The organism is Rhodopila sp. (assembly GCF_965276935.1).
GTDB lineage: Bacteria > Pseudomonadota > Alphaproteobacteria > Acetobacterales > Acetobacteraceae > Rhodopila.
Window position 1 is genome coordinate 1,580,093 of record NZ_CBDIBS010000003.1, and the last position, 16,907, is coordinate 1,596,999.

Sequence of the window (16,907 nt, forward strand, 5' to 3'; positions counted from 1 at the left end):
GCAACCAAGTGCATATCATGTGCCAATGCGAGCCTCATGCACATGCCGCCCTTTCGAGTCTCGGTCAGCGTTGCCCGACGACCGATGACTTGCGAGCTTTCACGGAAGAAATTGCGGTGGCGGGCGTAAGGCTGGTGCTTGGGCGGTCGTTCGGCCCGACCCGCAGGCCGGCCATGCAACACGCAGTATTGGTCTGGTCGGCGTTAAACCTTGATCATTTGAGGTTCGCCCGCCATGACAATGAGAGCGTGTAGCACCGGGATAAACAATTCATTCCTCGATAAGCAGACGCCTAGATCGGCGTATGTCCGACCGAGTTGCACATCACGGTGAAGCTACGTGTCCTCAACGCATGGCTTTCAGCATCTGGGTTTCCCGCGCCGGCACGCACCTCGTTCTCACCCGCCCGGCCTTCAGCACCGCATCAACCAGCACTGCGATGTCGGCTTCGCTCGTCCGATGGTTGACGATAGCCGCACGGATAGCCAGTGCGCCGTTGACGGTTGTCGTAGACGGTGCGGCGATGCCGGCTTCCTGCAAATCCGCGGCAATCTCGACATTCAGCCGGTCGAGGTTCCCACTCGACGCGATAAAGCGGAAGCAGACGATGTTCAACGCAACCGGCGCCAGACGCTGCAAATCGGGTTCTTGATCCACCCGCGCCGCCAGCATGGCCGCGAGTTCGCAGGTCCGTGCCGCGATCGCACCAATGCGGTCCGCACCATAGACCGACACTGTCATCCACACTTTCAGGGCGCGAAAGCCACGCGACAGATCCGGTCCCAGATCGCACGGCCATACACCGCCGCCAGCGAGGCCGCGCTGCTCGCGCCGCAGATAGGCCGCCTCGGCGCCGAATGTCTCGATCTGTCTGGCGGCGTCGCGGACAACGATGCAGCCGGCGTCGTAGGGAACCTGCGCCCATTTATGGAAGTCGAACGCGACAGAGTCGGCCCGCTCGATCCCCGTCAGAAGCGGCCGTAGGGCGGGGGATAATGCAGCGATCGCACCGTAGGCGCCGTCGATGTGGAACCACAGGTCCTGCCGTTCGGCGAAATCCGCCAGCCCGGCCAGATCATCGACCGCGCCGGTATCCACCGTACCGGCGGTGCCGACGACCAGGAACGGTCGCAACCCGTCGTCAAGGTCCTGCTGCACGCGCCGCACGAGTTCATCCAGGCGCATGCGGCCGTCATCGTCGCATGCGATCAGCCGCAGCGCCTCCCGCCCCAGGCCAGCCATGTCCATCGCCCGCGGCAGGCAGCCATGCGCCGCGGCCGACGTGTAAGCGACCAATCCGCTGCCACGAACACCGCGCCGCCGCACCGACGGCCCCAGGCTCGCCGTGCGCGCGACCAGAACGCCGATCAGGTTGGCGATCGAGGTACCAGTCACCAGCACACCCGAGGCGTCAGACGGGAAGCCCAGCATCTCCGCCGCCCAGGCGATGACCTGGCGCTCCACCTCGATCGGCGCGTGGTCGCGCCCGCCCAGATTGGCGTTCAGCCCGGCGGCGAGGAACTCGGCCAGCATCCCGACCGGATTGCCGCCGCCATGCACCCAGCCCATGAAACGCGGATGCAGGTTGCCGGTGGCGTAAGGCACCACGAGGCGCCGGAAATCGTCGTACACCGCCGCCGCCGGAACAGGATCGCGCGGCAGGGCCTGACGCAGTTCAGCCCGCGCCGCCTCCGGCATGGGGCGCCAGACCGGACCGTCGCGCAGTGTCTCGAGGTGATCGAACATGTCGTCGACCATGCGGTGTCCAAGTGCACGCAAGCCGGACCAGTCAGCAGGATCGAGGCTATCGTTCATGGCAAACCTTGTAAGGGTGCGGATCGCACCGATGCCGATAACGTTGTTGTTTGCAGACCAAGTGCCGCGAGAAGGTCACGATCCAGCGATGGGCGTGGCCCGGGCGGACGTGACACCGCCAAGCCCATCACGTCGTCGTAGCCCCAAAGCGCCCAGCCGATGCCATGTGCCGCCAGCCCGTCGCGCACCGTACGGAACCATGCCAGCCGCGCCGACGGGTTCAGTTGAATGCTTGCGCCGAATTCGCCGGCCAGCAGACGGACTTGGTGCTGGCGCGCCCAGTCGGCCGCCTGTTCAAACGCCGCATCGATGCGCGCCGCATCCCAGTGCAAGGCGCAATAGTAGCGCATCAGATCGCCGGTGGCGGCATCAGACGTCAGACTCGCCGTGGCCTCGCAAGCGGTGCGGTCGGTGGCCGGAAACGGTAGGCGGGCCAGGGAGGTTCGATCCAGTCCAGGCCGATAGGCCGCCAGCGAAGTCAGTTCCGCCGGATCGTAGAAATGAAAGCTGTAAAGCACAGCTTGGTCGGCCTCCGGCGTCAGCGCCAGCAGCCCGTTGATGCTGCCCCAATCCTGGCCGGTCAGCACAACGGTCTGGCGCGGCAGAACCTGGCGAATATCCAGCAGCACCTGATGCTGCAAGGCGGCCCAGCCGGCGGGATCATTGGGAAAGACCGGCTCGTTCAGCACCTCGGGCACCGTCCGGTCCGGGTCCAACGGCTGCAATGCTGGTGCCAAGTCGCGCCAGAAGTCGCGCAGGCGGTCGCGATCGGCCGGCTGCGTCTCCAAATGCCAGTCTTGCGGATGCGGGGAGACGACGACGACCAGACCCTGGCGCTGGATACGGCGGATCGCCTGGATCAATACGGCCCGGTCGGCGGGCGAGGCCACCACGGCCGGATCAATCGCCAGCCGCACGAAGTCGAACCCGGCGCGACGCAGATCGGCCAGCGCCTGGTCAGTCATGTAGCCCGCCAACGCAGCCGGCTGGCGGCTGACGGGAAAGCGGAACCAGCCGGTAATGTTGATCCCGTGTGACAGGGAGACGGGTTGCTGTGCCCGGACGGCGTGGACCTGGGCCAGCAACAGCAGCAGGAGCCAGCGACCGATTGTTCTTCTGGGCGACGTCATGGCAGGCGACGGCCTGTTATCGGTGCCTCCGCCTCACCAGCACCCCAATGCTTGAATGACGAGCCTGCGCCAACAACGACGTCGAAAGATGCATGCATCATCCCTCCACCTTCACCGCGCTGGGTGCGTAGCGTTCCACCAGGTAAAGCGGCCGCTGCTTTGTCTCGTTGAAAACGCGGCCCAGGTACTCGCCAATGACCCCCAGGAACATGAGCTGAACCCCTCCTAGGAACAGCGTTACCGTCATCAGGCTGGGATAGCCGGCGACCGGGTTGCCGATAATCAAGGTCTTCACGATCACCTGAACCGCATAGACCCCCGACAGCAGCGCGATGCACAACCCGACATAAGTCGCCAGCTTCAGCGGCATCACGGTAAAGCTTGTGATCCCCTCCAGCGCCAGGTTCCATAGTTTCCAGTAGTTCCACTTGGTCACGCCGGTGTGCCGAGGCGCCCGGTCGTACAGCACGAACGTCGTAGGGTATCCGACCCAGGCGAACAGCCCCTTCATGAACCGGTGCTGCTCCCGCAACTGGCGCACGGCATCGACCACGCGGCGGCTCATGAGGCGGAAATCACCGGTATCACGCGGCAGCTTCAGATCCCCCATCCGCCGCATCAGCCGATAGAACCCGTCCGCCGTCGTCCGCTTTAGCCAAGTTTCCCCGGTTCGGCTGCGGCGCCTGGCGTAAACCATGTCGAAGCCGGATTTCCAGGCGGCAACCAGCGCGGGAATGACTTCCGGCGGATCCTGCAGGTCAGCGTCGATCACCACCACGGCATCCCCTGAAGCGTAGTCCAATCCGGCGGTGATCGCGGTCTCCTTGCCGAAGTTCCGCGACAGGCTGACCAGCGCGATCCGGTCATCCGTCCGTTGCAGCGCTTCCACCACCGCCATGGTCCGGTCGGTGCTGCCATCGTTGACGTAAATGACTTCCCAGTGCCCAAGCCCGGCCATCGCGTGCTCCAGCCGCTGGTGGAACCGCACCAGGCCATCCGCCTCGTTGTAAGCCGGCACGACCACTGAAATCGTCGGCTGCCAGGGCCGACGCAGGGCAAGCAGCGAGATGTCGAGCATAAGCACTCCGTTAACCAGTTACCGCTACACTCGCGGCGATGGTAGTCCGGGAAGTGCTGACAATTGGTTAACCGGCCCAACGATTCACGCGCCGGCATCGCGGCAATGCTGCTCCTGGCTGTCCTGGTGCTGACCACGACGGCCTGGCTGCGCGGCGCCGAATACGATGAGCAATACACCCTTTTCCTCACCGCCGGCACGGCCCGGCCCACCTGGCCCGAGACTGTGTTCAGAGCTGGCGCCATTCCGGCCGTGCAATCCGGTCGGGCAAGCTTGGCCTCGGTTGCCCACGATCTGCGCACGACCGACGTCCATCCACCGTTGTATTTCTGGGCCGTCTCGGTGTGGCGCGGCGTTGCCGGGCCTGAATTGTTCGAGGCGCGCCTGTTCTCTGTGCTATGCGGCCTCGTGTCCCTCGCGGCAGTGGGACTGATTGCTCGACGATGCGGCATCCCGCCGTGGCTGGCGATGCTGCTCACGCTGGGCAGTTATGGTTTTGCCTATACAAACGCCATTGCCCGAGGCTTCGCGCCGGCGCAGGCCCTGATTCTGTGCGGCGTTGCGCTGTTGATCGGCCGGCGCACCCGCCTCGGCACGCTGGCCGCCGGAGCGTTGTTCGGCGCCGCATGCTGCTGCAATTACCTTGCGATATTCGTTGCCACCGCTGCCACTATGCTGGCTGGAGGCTGGCTGATCATACCTGCGGCCGCGCCGTTCCTGGCGCTGGATGGGTGGTTCTTCGCCGCTCAACACGGTGCAAGGGATGGCCAGTTTCCGCCATTCTCGCTGTTTTTCGCGCTGCCGAGGTTGGCGGCCTATCAGGTTGCCAATGTGTTTGGCGGATTGCCGCTCTACATGGATGGTGTCGTGCGGATCATTGTGAGCAGCGCCATTGGTGTTCTGGTGCTCGGGCTTTTGCTTGTCGTGCTGCGGGCGCGGCCGCTTTCGGCTGGTCCATCCATCCGAATGCTTCTGGGCGCCGCCACCGCGCCGCTGGCTGGTTTGCTGCTGCTGGGCGCAGTGTTCAACAACACCCCGATCGAACTGCGGTATCTGTCGTTTGGGGTGCCATTCATCGCCCTGCTCACGGCGTGGGCATGTCGTTCATACGGGCAGCATGTTCCAGAAGCCGCCGCGAAGCATGGGTCCGGTTTCCTTGTCATGGCGGGCGCAGGCTCGCCTTTCAGGGCTTGCGGTGATGCGGACAGAGGCGCCGATGGCAGGCGTGCGCCCGCCATGACGCTTTTTCGTGAGCGAGGCACCTGCCGTGAACGTCCGCGTCGGCCACCAGCTTGGACTGGCTTTATGCTCATTGCGGTGCTTTCCGTTCAGCTTGCCTCGATCGTCGGCCTGGTGACCGGGTCCCGCACCATGCAACCCGCTCGCGCCACGGCAAAGGCCGCTGTGTCTCTCGCCGATGCCACGGTGGTCCTGGTGCCGCGCGGCAATGACGGGGTCGGTATCGTTGGCGCCTTCGGACTGGAAGCACCACCTTCGTTACCCATCCTGCTTGTCTCAGCCGCCGATTCCGTCAATTCGCTCCGCGCCCGCATCAGCGCATATCGCCGAGTCGTCCTGGCGCTGCTGGCGCAGGATCGCGACAGTACCGCCAGCCTGCCGATCATGCGCAAGGCGATGGCCGGTCCGGGCTGGCGCCGCGTCGCGACCGGGTTCAACGTCGAGGCCTACGAACGAACAGCCGAGGGAGAGTAGCGATGTTCTTTGAGGGATTGGCCTTGGCCCATGTCGCGGTGCCGGGCGGCACGATCCGGCTGCGCCATGGCGGCTCGGGTCCGCCGTTGCTGATGCTGCATGGCAATCCACAGACGCACGCTATGTGGCACCGCGTGGCGCCGGCTCTGACGGAGCGCTTCACCGTGATCTGCCCAGACCTGCGGGGCTACGGATTTTCGCTGAAGCCGCCCGCGACCTCGGACCACGCGCCTTACGCCAAGATCGAGATGGCTAAGGATATGACCACGGTGATGGATCACTTCGGCTTTGACCGGTTTTTCCTTGCCGGCCATGACCGGGGCGCTCGGCTGTCGCATCGCATCGCGCTGGACAATCCGGACCGCGTGGAAAAACTCGCCGTGCTGGACATCATCCCGACGCTCGAGCATTTCGAGCGAACCAACATGGAGTTCGCCCTGGGTTACTACCACTGGTTCTGGTTCGCCCAGCCGCACCCGTTTCCGGAATTGCTGATCAACCGCGCGCCGGAGGATTGGTGGCGTCAGCATACCAGCCGGGATCCCTCGCTATCCGATCTGTTTCACCCCGATGCGCTGGACGATTACCTGAACGCGGTGCGCCAGCCGGAGATGGTGCGCGGCATGTGCGAGGATTATCGCGCCGCCGCCAGTATTGACCTCCAGCACGACCGAGCGAGCCGAGCGGCGGGATTGAAGGTCCGTTGTCCGATGCTGGTGCTATGGGGCGCGAAAGGATCGATCAACCGCTGGTATGACGCGCTGGCGATCTGGCGGGACTACTGTTCGGCGGACGTGATCGGTGGACCAATGCCGGCTGGGCATTACATAGCCGAGGAAGCGCCGAGCGAAACCCTGGCGTGGTTTCAAAAGTTCTTCAATTGAAAATGTCGCAAAAAAGAACATAATCCAGCTTGCGCAAATCGATAACCTGCCTCGCTCGACCGATCCGTTGGTGGAATTGGAAGGTGGGGGGTTACGAACGGATCACGATTGGGAGGGTGGCTGTGCAACCGTGGATTTTCAGCCTATAGGTTGCAATATCGACAGTCACAGAAGGTGAGTCGTTGTGCATCTCGAAGACATTGTCGCATGCCCCCGCTGTCGGGCGACTTTGGATATTTCATCAACAAAATGGCGGTGCAGCAATCCGGAATGTGATTTTTCGCGTGACGGCTATCCTACGGCAGCAGGCCAGCCCGTGCTGGTTGATTTCGAGCACTCCGTTTTTCGCCGTAGCGACTACAATGAGGCCGATGCCGTTATACCGCCGTCAGGCGTCAGGTTCTCTGGATCTTTCCGTACTTATACCAACAATACTTTCCGTGAGCGGGTCAGGCAAGTCATTTACGGTGTCAACCATATCGCCGAACAGAATAGCCTTGGCGTGCTGAAGTCTCTGAAGCAGCGAACGGAACATCCGCGGCTGCTCATCATCGGTGGCGGCACGCTAGGTATGGGAACAGACACGTTCTACAAGGACAATTCGGTCGAAATCATTGCTATCGATGTCTATCCGTCGCCGTATACCTGCCTGCTCGCCGATGCCCATTGGCTACCCTTTGCGGATGAAGTCTTCGATGGGGTCTGGATACAGGCGGTGCTGGAGCATGTACTGGAACCGCATGCCGTGGTCGAGCAGATCCACCGGGTGCTCAAGCCGGATGGCGTGGTCTATGCGGAAACGCCCTTCATGCAGCAAGTCCACGAAGGCGCCCATGATTTCACCCGCTTTACCTTAAGCGGTCATCGGTGGCTGTTTCGCAGGTTCGACCAGATCGACGGTGGTCTTCTCGGCGGTGCCGGCTGGTCAATGCTCTGGTCGGTGAAGTATTTCTGGCGCGCATTTGGGATTGGCGACAAGGCCGCGACAGCGCTGACGGCACCATTCTTCTGGCTGAGGTACTTTGATCGCCTCATGCGCCGTCGCCCCGCCTCGGACGCCGGTCTGGGGTTCTTCTTCTTTGGGCGGAAAAGCAACAATGCCCTTAGCCCAAAGGACATCATCTCCTATTATCAGACGCAGTAGACGGTGACGCGATCCTTAGCTGCGTGAGTCTATCCTGGGACGGTATGGCCAATGGGTGCGGCTGGTTGTCAGCGCCGCGAAGGCGGTTTCCACAACGCCGCCGGCAGACGTCGGTTTCACGTTCCGAAACGCTGCGCTATTCTCACAACGTCATGGCGAGGGCAAGCCTGCCGTAAAACGGCTTGCAGGGCCGGTCACGATTAAGGCGTGGATAGCGGGCCCGCGCTCGCCATGCCGGGATGGGGTACCGCGCCTGACTTGCAGCACTTATTTGTCTGCCAACCCAAGATTTTGGTAGAATCAGCGGAAAATGGTCCTGTTAGCGGCTACCGCAGCGCTGAAAGCGCGGCGATCCTCGAATCCAGGTCCGGATGCGCTTGAAGGAATGCCAACAGGCTCGTTTCCGCCGCCTTCAGGTCAGACGGCCTCATGCCATCCCAAGATACCGCCGGCGTCATGGTGACCAGCAGCGGCGCATATGCGGTCCCGAACAGGCTGTTCACCGCCATCCGCGCGCGCATCGCCACACCTGGCCGGGCCGGTTTGCCGTCGATCCAGAGGGCGGTAGCCAGCACATAGGCCGGCTCGTTCGACTGCATGATCCGCCACGCCCGGTGCGCCGCGCTCGTGTCGGGCATCCAGGATTTGCTTGCATTCTCGGTTTCAGCAGGTCGACACAGCCGCCGACGCTCCGCCATGACCGGGCCTGCGGTGATTCCGGGAGGAAATGCCTCCCATGTCATGTCCATGGCGATGTTACCACAAATGGCGCGTTCGGTGCGGATCCGGGCTTCATCAGACCCAGCCGATCTTCCGGCCAGGATCACGCAGCCAGATCCAATATCGAGCGCAGCGGGGATCGCGGGCCGGCCCGAACCCGCCATCGTCAAGCCAGCGGTCAGCATCGGGGCGAGTGCCGCCAGTACGACAACCCCTGCAACCGCGGCGAAGGCAGAACCCGAGCGGGTTGTCTGTTCGGGCGGAACGTGGTTCGGCGGAGACGGCGTGTCGTCCTCTCGGAACGGCAAGCCCAGCATAATCAGCACCAGGATGACGGCAGAAAAGAAGATCCAGCCATAAATGATGTGGTCCGCCGCCGCCGCCTGGGCGCTGCCCAAAATATAACCTAGGTAGACGATCCCAAGCCCGCGGAACCCATTGGCGATGATGGGCACGATAATTGAAACCATAATGAACACGCCACGTCGCACCGGACTGCGATACATCATCAGCGCATACAGGCAGCCGAAGGCGACGGAGGCAATCAGGAAGCGCAGCCCAGCACAAGCCTCGGCGACGAAGAACGTGCCTTGCGGGATTTCAATGATATAGCCGTCAATATAGGCAGGCACACCGAGACTATCGAGACCATGACGGATAAAGAACGTCGTCGCATCTTGTAGCTTTGGAGTCAGAAATCCGCCGAACGGCACCAGGAAGTAAAGATACAGCAGCGGCCCCGATGCCATCCACCACAGGCGCCGGCCGAGCACCGCCAGGAACAGCAACTCGGCGAAACTGACCACTGCGAGTTGCCGTCCCTCCATGATTCCCAGCCGTTCCGCGACCAACCAGACCAGCGCGACCGGGATGGCCAGCAGAGCCACCACCGGTATCGGCCTTGGGGCAATTCCGGCAAGGTCCGACCGCCGCTCCCGCAGCAGAAAGAGAGCGATGGGAATGATCAGAAAGCAGTGATTATAGGCGGTCGAGTCGATCCATGTCCGGACCGCCGCGGCGACTTCCTGATTGAAGACCGCGCCCAGCAACAGCAGACCCAGGCAGAGCGGCAGCGCGATCCGGCGGCCGGCGGAAGTCCCCCGGAAACGCCGCGCGGATGCTGCGCCCCGCGGTGGTTCAGCGGTGAGAACTGGCGCGTCGATGCCTTGGTTCTTCATGTGTCCGCCGGAAGCCTTGCCGACTGTGGCGGACGCAGCAGATCGTCGAACCGGCGTAACGTTACGCTCCAGTCGTAGTCACGCAACACACACAGGCGAGCTTTGGGACCGATCCCGGTCTGATCGCCGAGGGTGGCGAGGCGGACGCAGGCGGTGGCGAAGTCGTCGATCGTATCAGCCAGGATCACCTCCTGGCCCGGCACCGCCGCAATCCCTTCCAACGCGCCGGACGTCAGGACGACCGGACGGGCCAGGGACATCGCCTCCAGCACCTTGTTCTGGATGCCGCGGGCAATGCGCATCGGCGCGACGCTGGCGGTGGCATGCGCGACATAAGGGCGGACATCCGGGACGCGGCCGGTGACGACAACCCCCTCGGTCTGCGTCAGGCGTTCCACATCGGGGCTTGGGTTGTTGCCGACAATATAGAACCGTGCGGCCGGCAAGCGGAGGCGGATCACCGGCAGGATCTCGGTAACAAACCACGCTACGGCATCGACATTGGGCGGATAATCCATCGTGCCGGTGAAGACATAGGTCGGGACGGTCAGGTCGTAGACCGGCGCGTGTTGCAGGGACGGATCAAAATAGCGATGATCGACGCCGCTGCTGACGCCACGGATGCGGGACGCGCAGTCAGGCACCTGGCTGGCGAACAGTGCCGCCTCGGCGTCGGAGACGAAGCTGGACAGGTTGAATTCATGCGCGATCCGCCTCTCCAGTTCAGCCATCCTGCGCCATTCGCGGTGATAGACCAGCCGCATTGGTCCAGTGGCCTTGTCGGCGTAGGCGCGCCACTTCTCCGAGTCCACATCAGCAAGGTCGACAATGCGCGTTCCGGTGCGGGGCAGGTCCAGCACATAGGGCGCCATGTTGGAGGAGTTGACGAAGATCACCTCTGGTCTGATTTTTACGACCACGTCGCGGACCCAGCGCGCCAGCCCCCGGTCACGGAAAAACGTGACGCTGAGGGATTCGCCGGTCAGCAGCCCACGCAGACACGACAGACGCGCCAACCGGCGGTTCAGCCTGGCGACATGAATGTCCTGACACAATGCCCGTATCGTTTCGATATACGGCTCATCGGCCGGATCGTCGATCAGGCACCCGAGGTGAACGTCGTACCACTGCGACAGGTATTTCAGAATTTGCAGCGGACGGATCTTCTCGCCCTTGATCGGCGGATAGGGCAGGCGTTGGGTGAGAAACAGCAGACTGGGCATGGCCATCTGCTAGCCCAACCCGCGCACGATGAACGGGCCCAGCATATTCGCGACCGGCAGCGGCAGGCGCTTCCAAGCGGCGATGAACAACCGGTATTTCGGGTTCATTGGATTGTGCTCGGGGATTGAAGCCCCCGGTGCCAGCCCGTAACGGTAATGCAGCTTCTCTGGCGCAAAGCCCCAGTTGTGCTTGAAGGCATACGCGCCGGTGCCGATCTTGCTGCGGCCAAAATCGAACAGGCGTGAGCCGCGCTCAGCCGCTCGGCGCATCACTTCCCAATACATGAAATCGTTGCCGGCGCAGGCCCGCGCGGCCAAGCTGCCGCCGCCGTAGTAGGGCAGCACTTCCTCGCGAAAATAGAAGTTCATCACCGCGGCGACCGGCGCGTCCTTGTGCAGGATCGTGACCACATCCGCCGCATCACCGAACACGTTCATCAAGATGCGGAAATAGCGGCGGGAAAACACCGGCGTGCCGAGGTTCCGCACGCTTTCGGCGTAGACCTTGTGCAAACCGTCGACGTTACGGTCAACAACCGACGTCAGGCCGTTCTGAATGCCCTTGCGTACCATTGCACGCTGTTTGCGCGGGATGGCCTTCATGTTGCGTTCATGATCGGCCTCGATTGGCCTGCGGAATGTCACGTAGAGGTCGGGCCGCTCGATCCAGGTGTCTTCAAGGCCATCGTTTCCGATTGGTTCCCGGTGGCGGAACTCCACGGCGCTGGCACCGGTTCGTGCACGCAGCGCTTCGGCTTCGGCAGCCAGCGCCGCGGCACTTTCCGCGTCGGCGGCCAATGGCCCGCCGTAGACACAGAACGGATTGGAGATCAGCGTGTCGCCGAATAGCCGGGTCTTGACCCGCGCCAGCGGCAGCACGCCGGTGATCGCGCCATCACGTTCGGCCAGGACGTAATGCGTCACATGGCCGAACGCGGTTTCCACCACGCGGGCCCAACCGGAACGATGGAAGAACGTGCCGGCCGGCATGGCATTGACGAAGCGGTCCCATGCCGCCGCGTTGCCGTCATTCAGGCCGCGGAGAACAATGGACATGCTATTCCCTCAGACCGTTACGGCTTCTGCCGGCGCATGTTGCGGCATTGCATCCGCCAGAACATGCGCATAGACCCGATCCATCCGGTCCCAAACGAAATCCCGCAGCAGCCGATCCAGATCGCCTTCCATCCGCGACAGGTTGGTGTAGTGCCGCAGGCGCGACCTCCAGCCGGCGTTGGCGATGCGTGGCTGGTTGGCGTCGATCTCCCACGGATGAAAGTAGAAAATGCCTGGCTGACGGTCATGCCGGTTCACCCTGACCAAGCCCATGCGGTAAAGCATTGTCGGCAACAGCCGAAAGTAACCGCCGCCCGAGCACGGCCAGTTGCGGCCCAGCAGACGGACGGTGGTCATCGGAATTTCCATCACGCCGTCGGCGGCCGGCCGGAATGGCACCCGCGGCGCATCCGGCATGCCATACAGGTCGTGCCGGATCGGGTTGATGCTGGAACTGTAGCGGTAGCCTTCCTGCCGCAGTATGGGAAACGTCCACAGGTTGCGGCTGCCGATCGAGAACGTGGCGGCGCGGTAGCCGGTGACCGCGACGCCACCGAGGTCCTCCAGCAGCAGACGCGTGCGGCGGATATCGGCCCGGAAGGTTTCCGGATCCTGCAGATCAGCGCGTGTGTGGTCCCAGCCGTGGCTGGCCAATTCATGGCCATCCGCCACAATGCGGCGGACCAGGGCGGGAAAGCGCTCCGCCACCCAACCGAGGGTAAAGAACGTCGCGGTGACGCCGACGCGAGCGAACTGGTCCAGGATGCGGTTGGTATTCTGGTCGACACGCCTGGGAAAGCTGTCCCAGTCGGCGCGGGCAATGCAGTGCGCGAACGCCTGCACCTGGAAGTAATCCTCGACGTCGACCGTCATCGCGTTGCGGATCATTATCATGGCCGCGCCACAAGCTTCGTTTCCAACAGATCCAACATACCCCTGAAGGCTTGTGCCTGTTGGTAGGCCAGACCTTCCAGTGCCTCGATCCGCCGAATGATGTCGTTCCGCTGTTCGGCTGGCCGTTCCTTGGTTTCGATTGCGTATGGCAGATCCCCCGCGCCCAGATCGCGGTTCAGCTCCTCGGCGGTGGCGTCCACTATGTCGGCGGTGATCGTGTGGGCTTCCTCCAGCGCGCCAAACAGCAGCACACGGGAGCAGAGGGTGTTGATCCGGCGGGGGATGCCATCCGTCTGGCGATGCACCGCGGCGAAGGCGCTGTCGTCCCAAGCAGGATCCTTCTGCCATCCAACCATTTTCAGCCGGTGCTCGATGTAGGCCTGGGTCTCGGTGCCCGTCAGCGGCCCCAGGTGATAGGAGGCCAGCACGCGCTGGCGAAGCTGCACGACATCCCGGCTCGCCAGGATCGGCCGGAACTGCGGCTGGCCCAGCAGGATTGTTTGCACCGAGGCTTTGCCGTCGACAGTGATGTTGGACAGCATCCGCAGCTCCTCCAAGGCCGGCAGCGACAGGTTCTGAACCTCATCGACCACCAGAAGGCAACGCCGTCCCGCCTGGGTCTCGTCGCGGACCATCTGCTCGAACCGGTGCAGCAAAGTTGCCTTGTCGGTGCCGGGCGTGTCATTCAGGCCAAAGTTGGCCATCACCAGTCGCAGCAGGTCATCACCAGTTACTTGAGTGGTCACGACGCGGGCAATGACGTAGGCTTTGCGGTCAAGCTGCGCCCAGATCTGCTCGACCAGCGTCGTCTTGCCGGAACCGACCTCGCCGGTGATGACGATGAAGCCCTCCTGCTGCGACAGACCGTAGACCAGATGGGCGATCGCCCGGCTGTGTCCGCTCGACCCGAAGAAAAAACGGCTGTCGGGCGTCAGCAGGAACGGCAGGCCGGTCAGGCGGTAGAATGGTGCAAACACGATGTGCGATCAAAATGTCTTCGAAATGCCCAGGATGAGCAAGTTCTGGTAAACCTGGTAGGCGGTAACGGCAGACTGTCGGTCAAACAATGAATAGCGCAAACTGGCGCTGAGTGTATCGGAAATCTGATACTGCAGTGCAACGCTCGCCGCCACCGACCTGCTGTTGCCGGGATTGAGAACAATGCCGGTCTCCTGCTGCTGCAGGGAATAGGCAACCGCCGAGCTCAGCGTCAGATCGGGATGGATCTGATGTATCCACTGCAGAGTGATTGTGTCGGCGGTGGTCGGGGACACGGTCCGTCCGTTCTGCTGGCTTTGCTTTGTCAGGAGCAGGTTCGCCGACAGGATGTCGCGCGCCAGAGTGGTCTGGCCGCCAAGCGTCAGGGTGTCGGTGCGGAATACCCCGGCCTGCACGCCCAGTGCATTGGTGCTGCCAAATAACGGACCGCCGGTCTGTGCATTGACCAGCGATCCTCCACTGCCGGTGCTGGCGAGATTGAGCTGGTTCTGCACGTTTTCAAGCTGTGTGCCGAGTGTGCTGCCGTAGGAGACAGTCAATACAGTGCGTGCCGTGACCGCGTAATGGCCACTGGCGGTGAACGAGTTAAATCCGTTCAGGTGACCATAACTGACGGTCAGCAAGCTGTCGGCATTGGGCGTCAGGGTTGTCCCAAAGCTCCATGTCAGGTCATTGATGTGCGGGTAAGCCGAATTGGTGTAGCTGATATCCTCGTGCCCGCCGGAGGCGAAAACGGTGATGCCGCGGTTCAGCACGTAGCTGACCTGGTCGGAGAAGAGTGCCCGCGTCGAGGTGGTGTTATTGTTGTTCGCCAGCGGGCCTGTTGTGTCCGTGGGATAGTTGGTGCCGGTGTTGTAGCTGGACTGCGTCAGGTCGGCATCGATGCTGTCCTGCAATCGCCCGAGGAATTCTCCCGTCGCGAAGTGCGCGATCTCCTCGTTGCTGATCAGGCTTTGTCCATTGGCGCCCCCGGTTGGAAACGGCGGCGGAGCAAATCCGGTGACCAGATTGGATTCAGTGACATTGACGGAGTAGCCGATCTTGCCGGTTCCCCAGTCGCCGAAGCGTCGGAGCAGATATGGCGACACGCCAAAGCTGCTGGTCTGCACCTCGTTGTCCTTGTTCAGACCAAGGCCGTTGCCGGCGAGCGACGGAATTGTCGCCGCCGTGGCACCGACGGCGGCGGGCGCCGCGCCGATGGTCTTAAGGCCGCCAATGCCGCCATACAGGCTTTGCACGCCCGACACAGCCCGGACGTCGACATAAGCCAGCTCAGGGATCACCGTGACCAGGCCGGTGCCAGCGAACTGCTGGGTCAGCGCATTGAGCGAGCCGGTGCGGGCATACAGCGCCAGGGTCGGCGCATAGCTGAAAGAAAGCTGCAGCCGCGGTGTGTCCGCGGCCACGCTGAACCCCGGTGCGACATAGGTGACCATGTCCCACCGCCGCGGCGTGTGCTGCTGAAGCACATTGTCGGTCAGCAGCTCCTGCACGTCGAGCCGCGGCACGAAGGTCCAGCCGCCATCCGGAGGTGCCGCTAAGCCATTGACGATTTGCAACTGGTGCTGCAGGTCCTGGGCGTCTGGCGTCGCCAGTTCAGTGCCCGTCGGCACCTGGTTCTCGTTGGTTGGATCAATCAGCGGGAACGCAACGGCGGCGGCCGCGCGCAAGACGACTAGCGCGGCGCCAAATCCCAGCAGGCGACCCGGTGTTCCGGTGCGGTGTGCCTTGGCGGCCGGCGGTTTCTCATCCCTGCTCATGGCATAAATCCGCATTGCCCTGCCATTGGCGACGGATCAGACTGAGTAGTACGAGGAGTAGGCGCCGAAGGTGTACCGGGAAGACATCTGCTGCTTGTTGAGCACCATCGTGATGGTTGGACATGCCTGAATCAGATCCAGCGATGCTTCCACCTCGTCCCGCTGGGTACGATCGGCTTCCACTACGAACAGGATCTGTCCGACGACCTGAGCCAGCAGGGCAGGATCACTGGTGGACAGGCACGGCGGCGCATCCAGGATGAGCAATCGGTCGGCATAGCGGCGTCCAAGGCTCTGGATGACCTGGGTCATTTCCTTGGTGGAGAAAAGCTCGGCGCTCCTCTCCCGCTCCCGCCCAATGGGCAGGATGGACAGCCGTTCGATCGGACACTTGAGGATCAGCGAGGCGGGATCGAGCTTTGGATCGGATGCCAAATCCAGCAGACCACGCGCCTGCGCCAAACCCAGGCTGTAGCAGAGGGAATCCCGCTTCGAGTCCGCATCGACGAACAGCACGTGGTTGTCGTTCTGACGCGCGATGCTTCCCGCTATGTTGAGGGACATGAAACTCTTGCCTTCGCCTGGGCGCGCGCTGGTGACCATCAGGAGATTGGAGAAGCCTGGTTCTGCGTCTGGACCGAAAGCGGATCGCAGGATCTGGCGCTGCACCAGCCGAAACTCCTCGGAGATGCGGCTGCGGGTACGTGACCAGTCGACCATGCCCGCGCGTTCCAGCGACACCGCATCGACGGATCCGAGCGTCTGGACCGGGCTTGAAGCCGCCTCGGCCGTGGGATCGCTGGTGGTCGTCGGCAGCGTGGCCGAAAGCGACGGTGCCGGCAGCGCTTCCGACCCTATAGCCCGCACGGGCGGTCGCGGCGGCGGCACAACCGGCGCTTTGACGGGCCACTCAGGCGCGACGGCCTCTGCCGCGCAATCGGCTGAGGACGCACTACTGCGGATTTCGGTTAGCCGAGACACCTGCGCCGCCGCGTCCGCCGGTGCCTCGGTCCAGGCCGCTTCCAGCAGCGTCGGCTGCGGCGTGGCAAACAGCGACGAGCGCTGCGACACGTCGACGGCGGGCTGGTCCACCGGCTCGGGCATGGGCGTGGCGGACGGCCGCAGCAACTGTGCCGCTGATGTGTCGAGACCGCCGTTGCGCAGCAGGCGTTCCGCAACGCGTTCGACCAGATGCGAAGCCTTGGGTATCAACATGGGCCGGAAGGTCCCTTGCGTCCTAGCCTGACCTTCATCATCGAATGACGTCCAGCGCGTGAAGCGTCATCGGGCCTGCGACAGCGGATGTAAAATGC

13 protein-coding genes are annotated in these 16,907 nt (G+C 63.0%); 3 read left to right on the forward strand and 10 right to left on the reverse strand.

The window, feature by feature from the left end:
• Positions 1–345: 345 nt before the first annotated feature.
• From ACQY4S_RS15235 to ACQY4S_RS15245, 3 genes are all read right to left on the reverse strand, one after another.
• Positions 346–1,815 carry a pyridoxal phosphate-dependent decarboxylase family protein gene (locus tag ACQY4S_RS15235; RefSeq protein WP_428486036.1) on the reverse strand — a complete coding sequence of 490 codons (1,470 nt, stop codon included), beginning with the start codon at positions 1,813–1,815 and terminating at the stop codon, positions 346–348.
• Positions 1,812–2,945: a glycoside hydrolase family 5 protein gene (locus tag ACQY4S_RS15240; protein ID WP_428486037.1), complete on the reverse strand. Its 1,134-nt coding sequence runs from the start codon at positions 2,943–2,945 to the stop codon at positions 1,812–1,814. Before ACQY4S_RS15240 ends, ACQY4S_RS15235 begins: the two co-directional genes overlap by 4 nt.
• A 97-nt stretch (positions 2,946–3,042) precedes the next feature.
• Positions 3,043–4,023 carry a glycosyltransferase family 2 protein gene (locus tag ACQY4S_RS15245; RefSeq protein ID WP_428486038.1) on the reverse strand — a complete coding sequence of 327 codons (981 nt, stop codon included), beginning with the start codon at positions 4,021–4,023 and terminating at the stop codon, positions 3,043–3,045.
• Between the two features lie 63 nt (positions 4,024–4,086).
• Here ACQY4S_RS15245 and ACQY4S_RS15250 point away from each other — a divergent pair, with 63 nt between their 5' ends.
• The 3 genes from ACQY4S_RS15250 to ACQY4S_RS15260 all read left to right on the forward strand — a co-directional run bounded on the left by ACQY4S_RS15250 (position 4,087) and on the right by ACQY4S_RS15260 (position 7,764).
• Positions 4,087–5,736: a hypothetical protein gene (locus ACQY4S_RS15250; protein WP_428486039.1), complete on the forward strand. Its 1,650-nt coding sequence runs from the start codon at positions 4,087–4,089 to the stop codon at positions 5,734–5,736.
• Positions 5,737–5,738: 2 nt separating this feature from the next.
• Positions 5,739–6,620 (forward strand): alpha/beta fold hydrolase, encoded by an 882-nt coding sequence (locus ACQY4S_RS15255; RefSeq protein ID WP_428486040.1) that lies wholly within the window; start codon positions 5,739–5,741, stop codon positions 6,618–6,620.
• A gap of 184 nt (positions 6,621–6,804) precedes the next feature.
• On the forward strand, positions 6,805–7,764 hold the full coding sequence (locus ACQY4S_RS15260) for a class I SAM-dependent methyltransferase (protein WP_428486041.1): 960 nt from the start codon (positions 6,805–6,807) through the stop codon (positions 7,762–7,764).
• Positions 7,765–8,090: 326 nt separating this feature from the next.
• Here the strand turns inward: ACQY4S_RS15260 and xrtA are convergent, their stop codons facing one another.
• The 7 genes from xrtA to ACQY4S_RS15295 are packed head-to-tail and all read right to left on the reverse strand — an operon-like array spanning position 8,091 to position 16,809.
• On the reverse strand, positions 8,091–9,662 hold the full coding sequence (xrtA, locus tag ACQY4S_RS15265) for an exosortase A (protein ID WP_428486042.1): 1,572 nt from the start codon (positions 9,660–9,662) through the stop codon (positions 8,091–8,093).
• On the reverse strand, positions 9,659–10,885 hold the full coding sequence (locus ACQY4S_RS15270) for a TIGR03087 family PEP-CTERM/XrtA system glycosyltransferase (RefSeq protein ID WP_428486043.1): 1,227 nt from the start codon (positions 10,883–10,885) through the stop codon (positions 9,659–9,661). The genes xrtA and ACQY4S_RS15270 overlap by 4 nt, the downstream gene beginning before the upstream one ends.
• Before the next feature lie 9 nt (positions 10,886–10,894).
• The gene (locus ACQY4S_RS15275; RefSeq protein ID WP_428486044.1) at positions 10,895–11,941 is read right to left on the reverse strand and encodes a FemAB family XrtA/PEP-CTERM system-associated protein; all 1,047 of its coding nucleotides are present in this window, start codon (positions 11,939–11,941) and stop codon (positions 10,895–10,897) included.
• Between the two features lie 9 nt (positions 11,942–11,950).
• Entirely contained in the window at positions 11,951–12,835 is an 885-nt protein-coding gene (locus tag ACQY4S_RS15280) for an XrtA system polysaccharide deacetylase (RefSeq protein WP_428486045.1), read from the reverse strand.
• Positions 12,832–13,812, reverse strand: a complete 981-nt coding sequence (locus ACQY4S_RS15285; protein WP_428486046.1) for an XrtA/PEP-CTERM system-associated ATPase — start codon at positions 13,810–13,812, stop codon at positions 12,832–12,834. Before ACQY4S_RS15285 ends, ACQY4S_RS15280 begins: the two co-directional genes overlap by 4 nt.
• A 9-nt stretch (positions 13,813–13,821) precedes the next feature.
• Positions 13,822–15,594 carry a hypothetical protein gene (locus ACQY4S_RS15290; protein ID WP_428486047.1) on the reverse strand — a complete coding sequence of 591 codons (1,773 nt, stop codon included), beginning with the start codon at positions 15,592–15,594 and terminating at the stop codon, positions 13,822–13,824.
• A 36-nt stretch (positions 15,595–15,630) separates the two neighbouring features.
• On the reverse strand, positions 15,631–16,809 hold the full coding sequence (locus ACQY4S_RS15295) for a hypothetical protein (protein ID WP_428486048.1): 1,179 nt from the start codon (positions 16,807–16,809) through the stop codon (positions 15,631–15,633).
• Positions 16,810–16,907: the final 98 nt, after the last annotated feature.

What these genes read in the sequence shown, in the direction of transcription:
- ACQY4S_RS15240 (WP_428486037.1), bottom strand. Translation starts at nt 2,945, where the DNA reads ATGACGTCGCCCAGAAGAACAATCGGTCGCTGGCTCCTGCTGCTGTTG.
- ACQY4S_RS15280 (WP_428486045.1), bottom strand. Translation starts at nt 12,835, where the DNA reads ATGATAATGATCCGCAACGCGATGACGGTCGACGTCGAGGATTACTTC.
- ACQY4S_RS15295 (WP_428486048.1), bottom strand. Translation starts at nt 16,809, where the DNA reads ATGTTGATACCCAAGGCTTCGCATCTGGTCGAACGCGTTGCGGAACGC.
- ACQY4S_RS15275 (WP_428486044.1), bottom strand. Translation starts at nt 11,941, where the DNA reads ATGTCCATTGTTCTCCGCGGCCTGAATGACGGCAACGCGGCGGCATGG.
- ACQY4S_RS15290 (WP_428486047.1), bottom strand. Translation starts at nt 15,594, where the DNA reads ATGAGCAGGGATGAGAAACCGCCGGCCGCCAAGGCACACCGCACCGGA.
- ACQY4S_RS15245 (WP_428486038.1), bottom strand. Translation starts at nt 4,023, where the DNA reads ATGCTCGACATCTCGCTGCTTGCCCTGCGTCGGCCCTGGCAGCCGACG.
- ACQY4S_RS15255 (WP_428486040.1), top strand. Translation starts at nt 5,739, where the DNA reads ATGTTCTTTGAGGGATTGGCCTTGGCCCATGTCGCGGTGCCGGGCGGC.
- xrtA (WP_428486042.1), bottom strand. Translation starts at nt 9,662, where the DNA reads ATGAAGAACCAAGGCATCGACGCGCCAGTTCTCACCGCTGAACCACCG.
- ACQY4S_RS15235 (WP_428486036.1), bottom strand. Translation starts at nt 1,815, where the DNA reads ATGAACGATAGCCTCGATCCTGCTGACTGGTCCGGCTTGCGTGCACTT.
- ACQY4S_RS15270 (WP_428486043.1), bottom strand. Translation starts at nt 10,885, where the DNA reads ATGCCCAGTCTGCTGTTTCTCACCCAACGCCTGCCCTATCCGCCGATC.